The sequence below is a fragment of the Chromohalobacter sp. 48-RD10 genome, assembly GCF_029889785.1.
Taxonomy (GTDB): Bacteria; Pseudomonadota; Gammaproteobacteria; order Pseudomonadales; family Halomonadaceae; genus Chromohalobacter.
In genome coordinates, this window is record NZ_JARANX010000013.1 from 31741 (window position 1) to 46531 (window position 14791).

Genomic DNA, 14791 nt, shown 5'->3' on the forward strand with positions numbered 1-14791 from the left:
ATGCAGCGTTCAGTGACAGAGTTTCTCCGTCCTCGTGACATCAAGGTCGAAGAGATCAACGCGAATCATGCGAAGATCGTGCTCGAGCCGTTCGAGCGTGGTTTCGGCCATACCCTGGGGAATGCTCTGCGTCGCATCCTGCTGTCTTCCATGCCCGGTTGCGCCATTGTGGAAGCGGAGATTGAAGGCGTTTTACACGAGTACAGCGCCATCGAAGGCGTCCAAGAGGACGTCATCGAGATTCTCCTGAACCTCAAGGACGTCGCCATCAAGATGCATGGCCGTGACGAAGTGGTTCTGACGCTGAGCAAGCAGGGTCCGAGTGTGGTGACCGCGGGCGATATCGCCGTCGATCATAATGTCGACGTCATCAACCCAGATCACGTTATCGCGCACCTCAACGACAGCGGCGAGCTGAAAATGGAGCTCAAGGTGGTCCGTGGTCGTGGCTATGAGCCAGCGGATACCCGTGCTTCCGAGGAAGATGAATCGCGCGCTATCGGTCGTCTCCAGCTGGATGCGACCTTCAGCCCGGTGCGTCGTGTGTCTTATTCCGTGGAAGCCGCGCGTGTCGAACAGCGTACCGATCTCGATAAGCTGATTATCGACTTGGAAACCGACGGCACCTTGGATCCGGAAGAGGCGATTCGCCGTAGCGCGACCATACTGCAAGAGCAGTTGGGCGCGTTCGTCGACCTCGAAGCCGACAAGGAACAGGAAGTCGAAGAAGAAGAGGATCAGATCGATCCGATTCTACTGCGCCCCGTAGACGATCTCGAGTTGACCGTTCGCAGCGCCAACTGCTTGAAAGCCGAGAATATCTATTATATCGGTGATCTAATTCAGCGTACCGAAGTGGAGCTGTTGAAGACCCCGAACCTCGGCAAGAAATCCTTGAACGAGATCAAGGACGTTCTGGCAGCGCGCGGTCTTTCCCTCGGCATGCGGCTTGAAAACTGGCCGCCGGCGAGTCTGAAGGACGATAAGGCCTCTGCGTGAGCGCCGACTCGAGTCCCAGTTTGGTAAGGAATTTCAACCATGCGTCATCGTAAGAGTGGTCGTCACCTCAATCGTACGAGCTCGCATCGCCATGCCATGTTCAAGAACATGTGTGTGTCGCTCGTCGAGCACGAAGTCATCAAGACTACCCTGCCCAAGGCCAAGGAGTTGCGTCGTCACGTCGAGCCGCTGATTACTCTGGCTAAGCAGGACAGCGTCGCCAATCGCCGTCTGGCCTTCAACCGCACCCGTTCCAAAGAAACGGTCGGTAAGCTCTTCAATGAGCTGGGCCCACGTTACGTCGAGCGTCCGGGTGGCTATGTGCGTATTCTCAAGTGCGGTTTCCGCAATGGTGACAATGCGCCGATGGCTTATGTCGAGCTGGTCGACCGTCCGGTCGTAGAGGAAGCCGCCGAAGAGTGATCTTCGCCAGGCTTCGCCATCTCGGCACAATAAAGCCGGCCCCGAGGGGGCCGGCTTTTTTTGTCAGTTCGAAGAGCCTGAACTTCGTCCGGGAGCCTGAAGAACGCCCGCGGCGCGGGCTTGAGTCTGAAGCTGGAAGAAAAGGCTGGACCCGGAGGGTCTGGATTCAGGCTCCGTTCGAGCTTCGAGCCTTAGGTCTCTGCCATGCTCCTGGTTTGAGGCTTGTGGCCCGCTGTCTGCCGCTCGAGTAGCGACTTGAGAAAGCGTCCGGTGTGTGAGGCGTCCATCTTGGCGACTTTCTCTGGCGTCCCCTCGGCGATGATGCGTCCGCCGCCGGAACCACCCTCGGGGCCAAGATCGATGAGCCAGTCGGCGGTCTTGATCACGTCGAGGTTGTGTTCGATGACCACGATGGTGTTGCCGTGGTCGCGCAAGCGATGCAGCACGGTAAGCAGCTGTCGTATGTCTTCGAAGTGTAGGCCGGTAGTGGGCTCGTCGAGGATATACAGGGTCTTGCCGGTATCGCGCTTGGCTAGCTCACGAGCGAGCTTGACGCGCTGTGCCTCCCCGCCAGAAAGGGTGGTCGCACTTTGCCCCAGGCGCACGTATGACAGGCCGACATCCATCAATGTCTGCAAACGCCGGGCAAGAGCGGGGACCGGCGAGAAAAACTCCAGTGCTTCCTCGATGGTCATCTCCAGCACTTCATTGATGTTCTTGCCCTTGTACTGAATCTCCAGGGTTTCGCGGTTATAGCGTTTGCCCTTGCAGACATCGCAGGGCACGTAGATGTCGGGCAAGAAATGCATCTCGACCTTGATTAGCCCTTCGCCCTGACAGGCTTCGCAGCGTCCGCCCTTGACGTTGAAACTAAATCGCCCGGGCTTGTAGCCACGTGAGCGTGCCTCCTGGGTGCCCGCGAAGAGCTCTCGAATCGGTGTGAAAATGCCGGTATAGGTGGCCGGGTTGGAACGCGGCGTCCGCCCGATCGGGCTCTGATCGATGTCGATGACCTTGTCGAGCAACTCCAGCCCTTTGATGCGTTGGTAGGGCGCGGGCGTAAGGCTCGTGGCGCGGTTGAGCTCGCGCGTGGCGACGGGCATCAGCGTCGAATTGATCAGTGTCGACTTGCCCGAGCCGGACACCCCCGTCACGCACACGAAAAGTCCAAGGGGCAAGTCGAGCGTGACGTTCTGCAGATTATTGCCGTTGGCACCGTTGAGGTGCAGCATTTTCTCTGGATTGCCGGGGATACGATACGGCGGTATCTCGATACGCCGTTGATCCGACAGGTACTGGCCGGTCAGCGAGGCGTCGCATTGGGTGATCTGCTCGGGGGTCCCCTGGGCGACGATACGGCCGCCATGCACACCGGCACCGGGGCCGATATCGAGGACATGGTCCGCCGCGCGTATCGCTTCCTCGTCGTGTTCGACGACGATGACCGTATTGCCGAGATCGCGCAGACGCTCGAGTGTCTGAAGTAGCCGGTCGTTGTCGCGTTGATGCAGGCCGATCGAGGGTTCATCGAGGATGTACATGACGCCGACCAAGCCCGCGCCGATCTGGCTGGCCAGGCGAATGCGCTGAGCCTCGCCACCGGAGAGCGTGTCGGCGCTGCGTTCCAGGGTCAGATAGTCGAGCCCCACATTGACCAGGAACTGCAAGCGAGAGTGTATCTCGTGGAGAATCTTGGCGGCGATTTCACCTTTGCGGCCCGGCAATTCCAACGCCACGAAATAATGCCAAGCCTCGCCGATGGGTAGTTGCGAAACTTCAGGGAGTGGGCGGCCGTCAATATAAACATGGCGGGCTTCCTTGCGCAGCCGGGTCCCTTGGCAGGATGGGCAGGACCGCACTGCCAGGTGCTTGGCAAGATCTTCTCGCACCATGCTCGACTCGGTTTCGCGGTAACGCCGCTCCATGTTGGGGAGCACGCCCTCGAAGGCATGTTCGCGCGTCACCTTGCGGCCCCGATCGTTGACGTAGCTGAAGGCGATCTGGTCCTGTCCGCTGCCGTGCAACACCACGTCACGTTCGTGCCGGGCGAGGTCCTGCCAGGGCGTTTCCAGCGCGAAACGATAATGCTGGGCGACTGCCTGCAACTGGTTGAAGTAATAAACGCTACGCCGATCCCAGCCCTTGATGGCGCCTTCGGCTAGCGACAGCTCGGGATGGCTGATCAGCTTGTACGGATCGAAGTACTGGCGTACCCCGAGGCCGTCGCAGGTTGGGCAGGCCCCAGCGGGGTTGTTGAACGAAAACATGCGCGGCTCGAGTTCCGCGATGGAGTAGCCGCACACCGGACAGGCGAAGCGTGCCGAAAAGACGATGTCGTCGCGTGTGCCATCCATGTCGTGAATGATGGCGATGCCATCGGACAGGGCGAGCGCGGTTTCGAACGACTCGGCCAGGCGCAGGGCGAGTCCATCGCGTACTTTGATGCGATCCACCACCACACTGATGTCGTGTTTCTTGTTCTTGTCGAGCGGGCCCAGTTCGTCGAGTTCCACCGCCTGACCGTCGACCATGGCGCGGACGTAGCCTTGGGCACGTAGCTCGGCCAACAGTTGCTGGTGCTCGCCCTTGCGGCCACTGATGACCGGTGCCAGCAGCATTAACTTGCTGCCTTCGGAGAGTGTCAGAACCTGATCGACCATCTGCGAGACGGTCTGCGCCTCGAGGTCGATATCGTGCTCGGGACAGCGTGGCGTCCCTGCGCGGGCATAGAGTAGGCGCAGATAGTCGTGAATTTCGGTGATCGTGCCGACCGTCGAGCGCGGATTGTGGGACGTCGATTTCTGCTCGATGGAGATCGCCGGCGAGAGCCCCTCGATGTGGTCGACATCGGGCTTTTCCATCATCGACAGGAACTGGCGAGCGTAGGTGGAGAGAGACTCCACATAGCGACGCTGCCCCTCTGCGTAGAGAGTATCGAAGGCCAACGAGGACTTGCCGGAACCGGACAAGCCGGTAATGACGATCAACTTGTTACGCGGTAGTTCGACGTCGATGTTCTGCAAATTGTGGGTGCGTGCACCCCTGACCAGAATTCTGTCCATGCCCACCTCGTGCCGGTTGCGCCGTGGCGGTGGCGCGGTCAAAGGATCGATTATAGAGGGTGCAGTGGAGTCCGGGCAAAGCGCGTCCTTTCCTTGACAGGCCGGCAGTCGGTAAAATGTGCTCAGTAGGCGTCTGCGCGCGTGCGAGATGCCCAAGTGTTGGTTCGTCACGGCCCCTGCAGTAAAGCCTCATGGGCCGGTTTCGGTATCGAACGTTTCTTCTCTTCAACGACGCGACTCAATCATGTCTTCATCATTGCTTCACACCGAGCGGCGTGCCATTTTCGGCCTCGCCAGCCTATATGCGACGCGCATGCTCGGGCTTTTCATGGTATTGCCGGTCCTGGCGCTGTATGCCGGGGATCTGGACGGCGCGACCCCCTTACTGGTGGGAATGGCGCTGGGCGGTTATGGCCTGACACAGGCGATTCTACAAATTCCCTTCGGGCTGCTGTCGGATCGGTTCGGCCGCAAGCTCATCATCAGCATCGGGCTCTTGTTATTTCTGCTGGGCAGTGTTGTCGCCGCCCAGGCGACCTCGATCGGCTGGGTGATCGTCGGGCGTTGCCTGCAAGGCAGCGGCGCGGTCGCGGGCGCGATCATGGCGCTGCTGGCCGATCAGACCCGCGAAGAGGTGCGTACGGCGGCGATGGCGACCATCGGGCTGTCGATCGGTATCGCGTTTGGCGTGGCGATGGTCGTGGGTCCCTTGGTCGCTGACCCTTTCGGTTTGGCCGGCGTGTTCTGGTTCACGGCCGCACTCGCGGTGGTGGGGCTGCTGGTGCTGTGGCGACTGGTGCCGCGGTCACCACGTTTGGTATCGCATCGCGATGTAGGGCTCGACCGCACCCAGCTCCGCGCGATGCTGGCGCGGCGTGATCTGTTGCGTCTAGATTTCTCGATCTTCGCCCTGCACGCCATCCTGACCGCCTGCTTCGTGGCCGTGCCCTTTCGCTTGGAAGCCTTGGGGATTGCGCCGGCGCATCACGGCTGGGTGTATCTGCCGATCATGGCATTGGCCTTCGTGGCCATGGTGCCGCTGGTAATCGTGGCCGAAAAGTACCGCAAGATGAAACCGATCTTCATCGGTGCCGTGGCGTGGCTGACGCTCTGTCTGGCCGGTCTGGTAGAGCTTTCCGATGGGCGTTGGGCGCTGTTCTCGCTGCTCTGGGGATTCTTCGTGGCTTTCAACTTGTTGGAGGCTACGCTGCCGTCGATGATCAGTAAACTGGCCCCGGCGGGTGCCAAGGGCACGGCGATGGGCGTGTACTCCACCAGCCAGTTTCTGGGCGCCTTCCTGGGCGGAACGGCCGGGGGCTTCCTTTCCCAGCACTTTGGCCTGGACGCGGTCTTCCTGGGCGCGGCGTTGCTGGGTGCGGTATGGTTGGTGATTGTCTGGAAGATGCCGGCTCCCCGCCATCTCTCGAGCGAGATCGTCGCCCTGAACGAGCGCTCGATGGGTACGATGGATACACTGATGGAGCGATTCGCCGCCGTGGCCGGCGTCGAGGATGTCATGGTGGTGCCTGACGAGCGTGTCGCCTATCTCAAGGTCGACCGTCAGCGGCTGGACACCGAGGCGCTGGAACGCGTCCTGGGGTCCGAGCGAGATCACAAGAGCGCCTGATAACGGGCGCGGGACTATTTTCAAGGAGACTTACATGGCGCGCGGCGTGAACAAGGTCATCCTGATCGGCAATCTCGGTCAGGATCCAGAAGTCCGTTTTTTACCTTCCGGTAATCCGGTGTGCAATCTACGCATCGCGACCACCGATACCTGGACCGACCGTCAGAGCGGTCAGCGCCAGGAGCGTACCGAATGGCATACGGTGGTGATGTTTAACAAGCTGGCGGAAATCGCCCAGCAGTACGTGAAGAAAGGCTCGCGTATCTATGTCGAGGGCCGCCTGCAGACGCGCAAATGGCAGGGTCAGGACGGGCAGGATCGGTATTCCACCGAGATCGTCGCCAACGACATGCAGATGCTCGATTCGCGCAGCGGTCAGGGTGGTGGTGACTACGCTCAGCCTCAGCAGAATGTGCCTCAGCAAGGCATGGGCCAAGGCGCTGCGGCGCAGCAGGGCGGTGGCTACGGCCAACCGCAAGGTGGCCCCTCCCCGCAGCAGCAGGCACCTCAGCAACAGCCGCCCCAGCAGGGTGGCCAGCAAGGCAATTACGGTGCTCCCAACCCCGGCAACTTCGATGACTTCGACGACGAGATCCCGTTCTAGCGTTGTCGACGTGACGAATCGAGAGAAGCTTGTAAAGCCCCGTATAACGGGGCTTTTTTATGTCGGCTTTGGAGGACAAGCTCTCAGATTGCCATGGATACGCAAAGACACATAACATCACACTTATTTGCATACAGAGATATCCCCTACTAGCCTCGATGTCGCTACAGCATCCGCTCAACGGATTTGAGCCCTCATCTCGTTAATGGAACTAACGGTGGTGTCATCACATAATGCAATCTCTCCGCTTCGGCGGCCGGCGGGGCCATCCAGGCCATTGCTTGCGTGCGCTCGCACGTTCCGGCTGTCATCGTTTTCTACGCTTGGGGATGCCTTTTACTGGATTTGTCGCACTGGGGCTGCTTTTGGTGCCGACAAGTGTCGTTCAGGCGGACGCGCGTTTTCCCGATGGTCGACTGCCGGCCACTGATGCACCGGTATCGGCCTATGGCGACGACGTGCGTGCGGGGCCTGATGGACATCCCAGCGCCGACGATCTGGCAGGAATAGCCGAGCGCCAGCGACAGCAAGGGCACCCCGACATCGCATTGCAGCTCGCCGAACGTGTGCTGGCGTATGCGCCGTATAACGCACAGGCGCTCAAGACCCAGATCTCAAGCCTCTCCAACTTGGGGGCATATCGGCGCGCCGATCAGTTGAGGCGACGTCATCGGCCTGCGTGGTCAGATGAGGTAAATGACCGCTTCCGGGCGGATAGGGCGACGCGTGTCATCCATGATGGGATCCGCGAACAGGCGCGCCACCAGCGTCGTCAACGCTACGCCAAGGACGATGTTGCCTTGACACATGCCTTGAAGGAACTCGATGCCAACCTCGATGCCTTTGCAGTCGGTAGTGAGGTGCGTCGGCGTACTCGGTTCGATCGGCTCGTGGTGCTACGCGAGTTGCGGCGTTTCGATGATGTCATCGAAGAGTACGAAGCGTTGCGTCGGGCCTCCGTGAGGTTACCGGCTTATGCCAAGCCCCCGGTGGCCGATGCGTATCTGGCACGTCGGCGTCCCGAAAAGGCGGCAGCGCTTTATCGCCAGGTGCTCAGTACCGATTCGCCGGCACCGCTCGCGGTCAAGACGGGATATTACTACGCGTTGATCGAGAGTGAGGACTACGAGGGGGCCAAGCAACAACTGGCGCGCCTGAATGACCGCGTCCCGACGTGGCGCTATCGCGAGAATCAGACGGCGTCGCCGGTCCCTAACTGGGAGCGCAGTGAAATCGATCGCCTCCGGGTCCGCGATGCGGCATACCGAAACCATGAAGAGGTTGCGCTGGATAGAGCCGCTACGCTTTATCGGGCGGCACCGCGAAACACCGATATCATCAATGGGCTCGCCATCGCCGAGCGTGCCCGTGGCTGGTACCAACAAGCGCAAGCGACGTCCGAGTTGGCCCAGGCGTATGCGCCGCATGATAAAGCCACGCGTTTGAACATCGCCGAGAATGCCCAGGATCTCGAGGCATACACGCGTTGGCGAGAGACAAGCGAGGCATTGGCTGAGCAGTTCCCAAGCGATTCGGCGGTGCGGCGTAATCGGCTCGAATGGCTGGATCGTCAGCACTTTTCCGTCGAGGGGCAGGGCAGTGTTGGCAGCTCTCACGGTGGTGATGCCGTTAACGGGAGCCAGGATGGCGATTACCAACTGCGTCTGAACTCACCCTGGAGCGAGGGAGGCTATCGGGCCTATGTCGAGCAGTCCTATCAATGGGGCGAATACGATGAGGGCGCCGAACGCCATGGTCGTCAAGGCCTGGGTATCGAACGCCAGTGGCTGCGTCGGCACTGGTGGACGGCGTTGAGCGGTGAGCGTCTCAATGACGACCTAGGCCTCGATCTCGGGTGGTCGCAATGGCTTGGCGATCATTGGCAGTACCAGCTACGTACGCAAACGCAGTCTCCCGAGACGCCGCTGCGTGCCGAGCGCGATGACTTGGACGGTCGTCTTTATCAGACGCAAGTGACCTGGCGCCAGAATGAGTCCCGCGAAGCCACGCTCACGCTGGGCGCGCTGGATATCAGCGACGGCAATTTACGCAGCGATGTATCGGCCGGTCTGACCCAGCGCGTTCAGGCCAGTGCCCATCATCAAACGCGGCTAATTGGTGCGCTGTCGGCCGAACACAATCGTGACGTCGACGCCGATTATTACAATCCCGCCGACCAGCGCACCGCAGGCATTACGCTCGAGCACGACTGGCTCACCTGGCGTCGTTACGATCGCTCCTTGACCCAAAATTTATCGCTGGGCGCGGCATCTGAGTGGGAAAGCGGCTACGGCGGTGCGCCGGGTTACGAGGTGTCCTATGGCCATACCTGGCAGCTGACGCGGACCTGGTCGATCAATTACGGCATCGGCTGGGAAAGCCATGCATACGAAGGCGAGCGTGAGAAGCGCTGGTATGGACAGTTCGGTTTCGAGGGAGTGCTGTAATGGCGTCTCTGGTATCAATATTGCTGCTCTGCATGGGACTGCTGATAGCGAGTCCCAGTTGGGCCGAGACGCCGATTGCGCCGTCCCCTAGCGATCCCGCTGCCTCGGCCAATGTGCAGATACCCGAGGGACATTTCGTGACCCTCGGGTTTCATGATGTGCGCGACGCTGCTCAACCGGCGGTGGGCCGTGACCCCTATGCGATCAGCCATGAGCGCCTAGCGGCATGGTTCGACTGGATGCTGGCGCATGACTGGCATCCTATCTCGTTGGACGACATTCAGGCGGCACGCCAAGGTAAGCAGCCGCTGCCTTCGAATGCCGTGCTGCTGAGTTTCGACGATGGCCTGGAAAGCTTCTATCGTCGCGTTTATCCGCTTCTGCAGGCCTACGATTATCCGGCGCTCTTCGCAGTCGAGACCGGGTGGCTCGAGCGGGTCCGCAAGGGCGAGAGCGCGGCATCGCGCGATACCGCTCAACTGGCGGGAAATCTAGGTGGCGCGGCGAGTGACGCGCGTGACGATGCCGCCGGAGATGAAATCCAGTACAACGGCGCCACTCGTGGCCAGGCAGGCTTCGTCACCTGGGAGCAGGTACGAGAAATGCAGGCCTCGGGCCTGGTCGAGATTGCCACTCACACGCATGATTTGCACCGTGGCATTCGTGCCAACCCACAGGGGAACGTCGAGCCGGCTGCGCTTACGCGGCGTTACGACCCGGCGAGCGGTGAGTATGAAGATGATGCCGCATATCGACAGCGCATTCACGATGATCTGGTGCAAAGTGCCGATGTGATCGAGTCCAGCACGGGCATGCGTCCGAGGACCGTGGTCTGGCCGTATGGCGCCACCAATGCCGAGACCGAGGCGATTGCACGTGATGCCGGCTTTGACTTCACCTTCAACTTGGGAGACCGGCGTCTGCCGACACCCGCCTCGGGGCCCGATTTCGGACGTTTGCTGGTCATGGGCAACCCTTCGCCGGTGGATATCGAAGCGCAGGTCGCGCAGACGCTCGATCCGCCGACGCGTAGTCAGCGTGCCGTACAGGTCGATCTCGATATGCTCTATGATGACGATCCGGAGCAGGTCAATGCGAACCTGAGCGCGCTGCTCGATCGCATCAAGGCGATGCAAGTGCGCACGGTCTACCTGCAGGCGTTCGCCGACCCGGATGGCGATGGCACTGCCTCATCACTTTACTTCCCCAATGATCATCTGCCGGTACGGGCCGATTTGTTCAACCGCGTCGCCTGGCAGCTCAAGACGCGCGCTGGTGTGGATGTCTATGCCTGGTTACCCCTACTGGCCTTCGATCTGCCGGATGCCTCTCGGCAGCGTCGCTTGCAGGTTCGGGTGCACGAGGCCGATGGCGAAAGCCGCGTTGCCGAGCGTGACTATCGGCGCCTGAGCCCGTTTCGTCCCGAGGCGCAGACGCTCGTCCAGGACATCTATTCTGACCTGGCCCGTAGTACGCCGGGCATCGACGGCATCCTGATTCACGATGATGCTTACCTGGCCGCTGATGAAGATGCCCAGGCATGCATCTCCGAGGCACGTTGGCCGGATAGTAAACGCCGGATTACCGACTGCAAGCTGAGCCCGCGTGACAAGACTCGGGCGTTGATCGACTTCGGTGAGCAGGCCCTTGAGGGTGCGCGACACTACGCTAACTTGAGCAATCGCTTTCGCGTGGCGCGCAATCTCTATGCACGCGTCGTGCTCGACCCGAGTGCGGAAGCGCGTTTCTCTCAGGCGCTGGGGCCATTCCTCGACCACTACGATGATGTCGCCTTGATGGCGATGCCTTACCTGGATGGCACCGAGAAGCCGCCGAAAGAGTGGTTGGACAAGCTAGTGGATCGAGTGCAGCGCTATCCAAGCGGTCTCGATAAAACGGTGTTCGAGCTGCAGACCTATGATTGGGAGCGCGAGGAATGGATCGCGCCAAGGCGCCTGCGTGACTGGATGCATCAGCTCGTGCGTCGTGGCGCGCTCAACCTGGCGTACTATCCGGATGATTTCATCACCGGCAAACCAGCGTTTCAGCCGACGTTCGAAGGCATGAGCCTCAACGAGTTTCCCCACCGCCGGAGTCAGCCATGATCGATGCACTCGTTGCTTGGATACTGACCATCGATTGGCGGGACACGATGTTCGGTTTTGCTTTTTATTACCCGATCTTCATGGCCTGGATGTGGATCATCGGTGGGCTCTGGTTCTACCTAAGGCGTGAACGCGGGCAGGATATGACGCCGCGCTTCGAAGAGTTGGGAGAGAATGCACCAACGGTCAGCATCGTCATCCCTTGTCACGACGAAGCGGCCCAAGTCGAACAGACGATCGCCTATGCGCTGGCGACGCGTTATCCGCACTTCGATGTCATCGCCGTCAATGACGGTAGTAACGATGACACGGGTGCCATTCTCGACCGCCTGGCGGTACACAACGAACGCCTGCGAGTCATCCATTTCGCCGCCAACCAGGGCAAAGCCGTGGCATTGCGCGCCGGGACGCTCGCGGCACGCAGCGATTATCTGGTGACCATCGATGGTGATGCCTTGCTGCACCCCTATGCCGTCTACTGGATGATGCGCCATCTGACCGGAGGACCGCGTGTGGGCGCAGTGACCGGCAATCCGCGTATCCTCAACCGCTCGACGCTGTTGGGCAAGATCCAGGTCGGCGAATTTTCCTCGATCATCGGTCTGATCAAGCGCGCTCAGCGAACCTACGGTCGCATTTTTACCGTTTCCGGTGTGGTGACAGGGTTCAATCGCGCCGCGTTGGATAGTGTGGGCTACTGGCACACCGACATGGTGACGGAGGATATCGATATCTCGTGGCGCTTGCAGATGGACCACTGGGATATCCGCTTCGAACCCGAGGCACTCTGTTACATCTATATGCCGGAAACACTCAAGGGGCTCTGGCAGCAACGGCTGCGCTGGGCCCAGGGCGGTGTCGAAGTAATGATGCGCTATGGCCGGGGCCTTTTCGCCTGGCGCCAACGGCGTTTCTGGGGCGTGGCAATCGAGTACTTCACCAGCTTGATCTGGGCCTATGTAATGCTGGCGATCGCCGTATTGTTTTGTTTGGGGCCGTTTGTGTCCCTGCCGCAGCAGTGGCAGGTAGCCACATTATTGCCCCAATGGAATGGCTTGCTGCTAGGCGCGACATGCTTGATTCAGTTCCTGGTAAGTCTCGTGATCGATCAACGCTACGAGCGGACGGGGTTCCTGCGTCATTATTTCTGGGTGATCTGGTATCCCTTGCTGTATTGGACATTATCGACGCTCACCGCGGTGGTCGCCGTGCCCAAGGGACTTTGCGGCTCGCGCTGCCAGCGTGCCAGGTGGCGCAGCCCGGATCGCGGCATTCAAGCCGGCAAGGAGGAGTGATCAATGCACGATAACGCCGATAATCACAGCGCGCTCACGTTGCCGGATATCATTTATCGGCCTGACTTGCAGTCGCGTCGTCAGCGTAGTGTGTTCGCGCTGCTTTCGGGGCTGGGCTGGATGTTATGGCTTTACTTGTTCCTTCCGTTGTCGACGCTATTGGGATGGGCCTTCGGGAGTGAGCGTTTTCAGGCCTATGTGATCGATAGTCACGCGCACAGTTGGGCCTCGCTGACAGTTTATGCCGTGACCGTCGTGCTGTCGGGAATGGCGTTGCTGATATGGGCCTTCTACAACTATCGCCGCTTTCGACATGCCGACCGTCGCCGCTCGCCATCCCCATTGACCACTGTACGCCTGAGGGACTCTTTCGGAGTGAGTGAGGCGCAGGTCGAGTATCTTCAGCGCAGTCGTGTGACGACATTGCGCCATGATGCGCGGGGGCACATCATCGGCATCGAGGCGACATCGGCGTTGTGAGGGGCTAGCGGTTGAGATAGGCGCTCACGCCTTGAGTCCCAGGCGTTTGGCCAAGCGATGCAGGTTGCCGCTGTCGGTGTGCAAGGCACGGGCAGTGGCAGCCCAGTTACCGTTGTGTGTCTCCAGTGCGAGGGCGATATGCCGGCGCTGGAAGGTCTCGACGGCTTCGCGTAGCGGAGCTGAGGGCGCGGGGTGCGTCTCGGGTACTGATGGTTCGGGAGCAAGGGTGTCGTCGGCGGGCGTTGTCGGCAGTTCCAAGTGATGCGCGGCGATGCGGACCACGGCATCACGGCGCGCGCCTTGCCCAACGGGAGACTGGTCTCCGAGGGCACGTAGCGCGGCGCGCCCCAGGGTATGTTCCAGCTCGCGGATGTTTCCCGGCCATGGCCATGCCAGCAGGGCGTGTTCGGCCGTCAGGTCGAGGCGAAGGTTGGCGAGCCCCAGGCGAATGCGGTTGTCCTCCAGGAGACTACCAGCCAGCAGCGGTACGTCCTCGCGACGTTCCCGCAGGGGCGGCACCTCTAGCGGGAAGACGCTCAGGCGGTGGTAGAGATCTTCACGGAAGCGCCCGGCGGCGACTTCCTGGCTCAGGTCACGGTTGGTGACCGCGATCAGGCGCACGTTGACGCGCTGCGGGGTCTCGCTGCCCAACGGCTGAATCTCGCCTTCCTGCAGTACGCGCAACAACTTGGGTTGCATGGCCAGCGGTAGTTCGCCGATTTCATCGAGCATCAGTGTGCCCTCGTGGGCCATGGCGAAATGGCCGCGATGATCGCGGACGGCGCCGGAAAACGCGCCGCGTCGATGGCCGAACAGTTCGCTTTCGATCAATGACTCGGGCAAGGCCGCGCAATTGACGCGTACCAGTGGCCCCTCGCAACGTGCGGACAGCGCATGCACGCGCCGGGCGATACGCTCCTTGCCGACCCCGGTCTCGCCATGCAACAGCACACTCATGTCGGTGGGGGCCACCAGGGTGAGACTTTTTTCCAGCCGTCGCATGGCAGGACTCTGCCAATAGGGCGCACTGTTCCGCGGTGCGTTCTGATCGGGGAAGTGCTGGTCGAGTGCCTGATTGAGGCGTGAACGGGTGTCGCTGAGCTGCTGTGCAAGACGTAAGCAGGTTGCCAGCAGACCCGCTGCGGCCAATAGCTCGTTATCGTCGATGACGGCCAGGCAGCCTGGCGTCAGCGCATCCAGTGTCAGCATGCCGAGCAGTCGGTCGCCATCGCGCAGCGCCACGCCCATGCAGTCATGCACATGGCTCAAGCTGTCGTCGAGCAGTCCATCGAAGGGGTCGGGCAACGACGAGTCGAGCGGGAAGCGGCACACACCAGGATGCGCAGCGATCGTTGCCAGGCGCGGGTGCGCAGTCAGGCTGAAGCGACGCCCGCGGACTTCATCGTCGAGGCCCAGCACGGCCACGGGCTGCAGGCCGTCGTCGTGGGCGACCATCAGCGTGCTGGCGTCGGCGGGATAGCCGCCGACCAGTGCGTCCAGGAGCCGGGCCCAGCGCTCAGGGAGCCGGTCATTGGCATGGCCAGCGCTGAGGTCGGCGAGTAGGTCACGCAAGGTATGCAAGAACGCTGTCATTTATACATTTTTTCTCGAGTAAATAGTCATATCGACAGTAATATGGGTGTTATTTTGACAGTCATGGCGCCGAGAGCAAGGGATTTTCACCTACCGGGCTGCGTCCTGAAGTTTCTATAAAGCGGCAACCGCGCGCCTAGCAAATACTGGCGTGGC

The 14791-nt window shown here is 60.7% G+C and carries 10 protein-coding genes; 8 read left to right on the forward strand and 2 right to left on the reverse strand.

The window, feature by feature from the left end:
• Entirely contained in the window at positions 1–999 is a 999-nt protein-coding gene (gene rpoA, locus OP496_RS12975) for a DNA-directed RNA polymerase subunit alpha (protein WP_246976053.1), read from the forward strand.
• A 39-nt stretch (positions 1000–1038) separates the two neighbouring features.
• Positions 1039–1422, forward strand: a complete 384-nt coding sequence (gene rplQ / locus OP496_RS12980; RefSeq protein ID WP_280564092.1) for a 50S ribosomal protein L17 — start codon at positions 1039–1041, stop codon at positions 1420–1422.
• A gap of 191 nt (positions 1423–1613) precedes the next feature.
• Here rplQ and uvrA read toward each other — a convergent pair whose 3' ends face one another.
• Complete coding sequence (gene uvrA, locus OP496_RS12985; RefSeq protein WP_280564094.1) at positions 1614–4484, reverse strand: excinuclease ABC subunit UvrA; 2871 nt, start codon at positions 4482–4484, stop codon at positions 1614–1616.
• A gap of 244 nt (positions 4485–4728) precedes the next feature.
• Between uvrA and OP496_RS12990 the strand changes: the two genes are divergently transcribed.
• The 6 genes from OP496_RS12990 (at position 4729) to pgaD (ending at position 13042) form a co-directional block, all read left to right on the forward strand.
• On the forward strand, positions 4729–6111 hold the full coding sequence (locus OP496_RS12990; RefSeq protein WP_280564096.1) for an MFS transporter: 1383 nt from the start codon (positions 4729–4731) through the stop codon (positions 6109–6111).
• A gap of 34 nt (positions 6112–6145) precedes the next feature.
• The gene (gene ssb / locus OP496_RS12995; protein ID WP_280564097.1) at positions 6146–6715 is read left to right on the forward strand and encodes a single-stranded DNA-binding protein; all 570 of its coding nucleotides are present in this window, start codon (positions 6146–6148) and stop codon (positions 6713–6715) included.
• 281 nt (positions 6716–6996) lie between these two features.
• Positions 6997–9162, forward strand: coding sequence for a poly-beta-1,6 N-acetyl-D-glucosamine export porin PgaA (pgaA, locus tag OP496_RS13000; RefSeq protein WP_280564099.1), 2166 nt, complete (start codon positions 6997–6999; stop codon positions 9160–9162).
• Positions 9162–11267 (forward strand): poly-beta-1,6-N-acetyl-D-glucosamine N-deacetylase PgaB, encoded by a 2106-nt coding sequence (pgaB, locus tag OP496_RS13005; RefSeq protein WP_280564101.1) that lies wholly within the window; start codon positions 9162–9164, stop codon positions 11265–11267. Before pgaA ends, pgaB begins: the two co-directional genes overlap by 1 nt.
• On the forward strand, positions 11264–12562 hold the full coding sequence (pgaC, locus tag OP496_RS13010) for a poly-beta-1,6-N-acetyl-D-glucosamine synthase (protein WP_280564103.1): 1299 nt from the start codon (positions 11264–11266) through the stop codon (positions 12560–12562). The genes pgaB and pgaC overlap by 4 nt, the downstream gene beginning before the upstream one ends.
• A 3-nt stretch (positions 12563–12565) precedes the next feature.
• The gene (gene pgaD / locus OP496_RS13015) at positions 12566–13042 is read left to right on the forward strand and encodes a poly-beta-1,6-N-acetyl-D-glucosamine biosynthesis protein PgaD (RefSeq protein WP_280564108.1); all 477 of its coding nucleotides are present in this window, start codon (positions 12566–12568) and stop codon (positions 13040–13042) included.
• 24 nt (positions 13043–13066) lie between these two features.
• Here pgaD and norR read toward each other — a convergent pair whose 3' ends face one another.
• Positions 13067–14635, reverse strand: a complete 1569-nt coding sequence (norR, locus tag OP496_RS13020; RefSeq protein ID WP_280564110.1) for a nitric oxide reductase transcriptional regulator NorR — start codon at positions 14633–14635, stop codon at positions 13067–13069.
• Positions 14636–14791 lie beyond the last annotated feature (156 nt).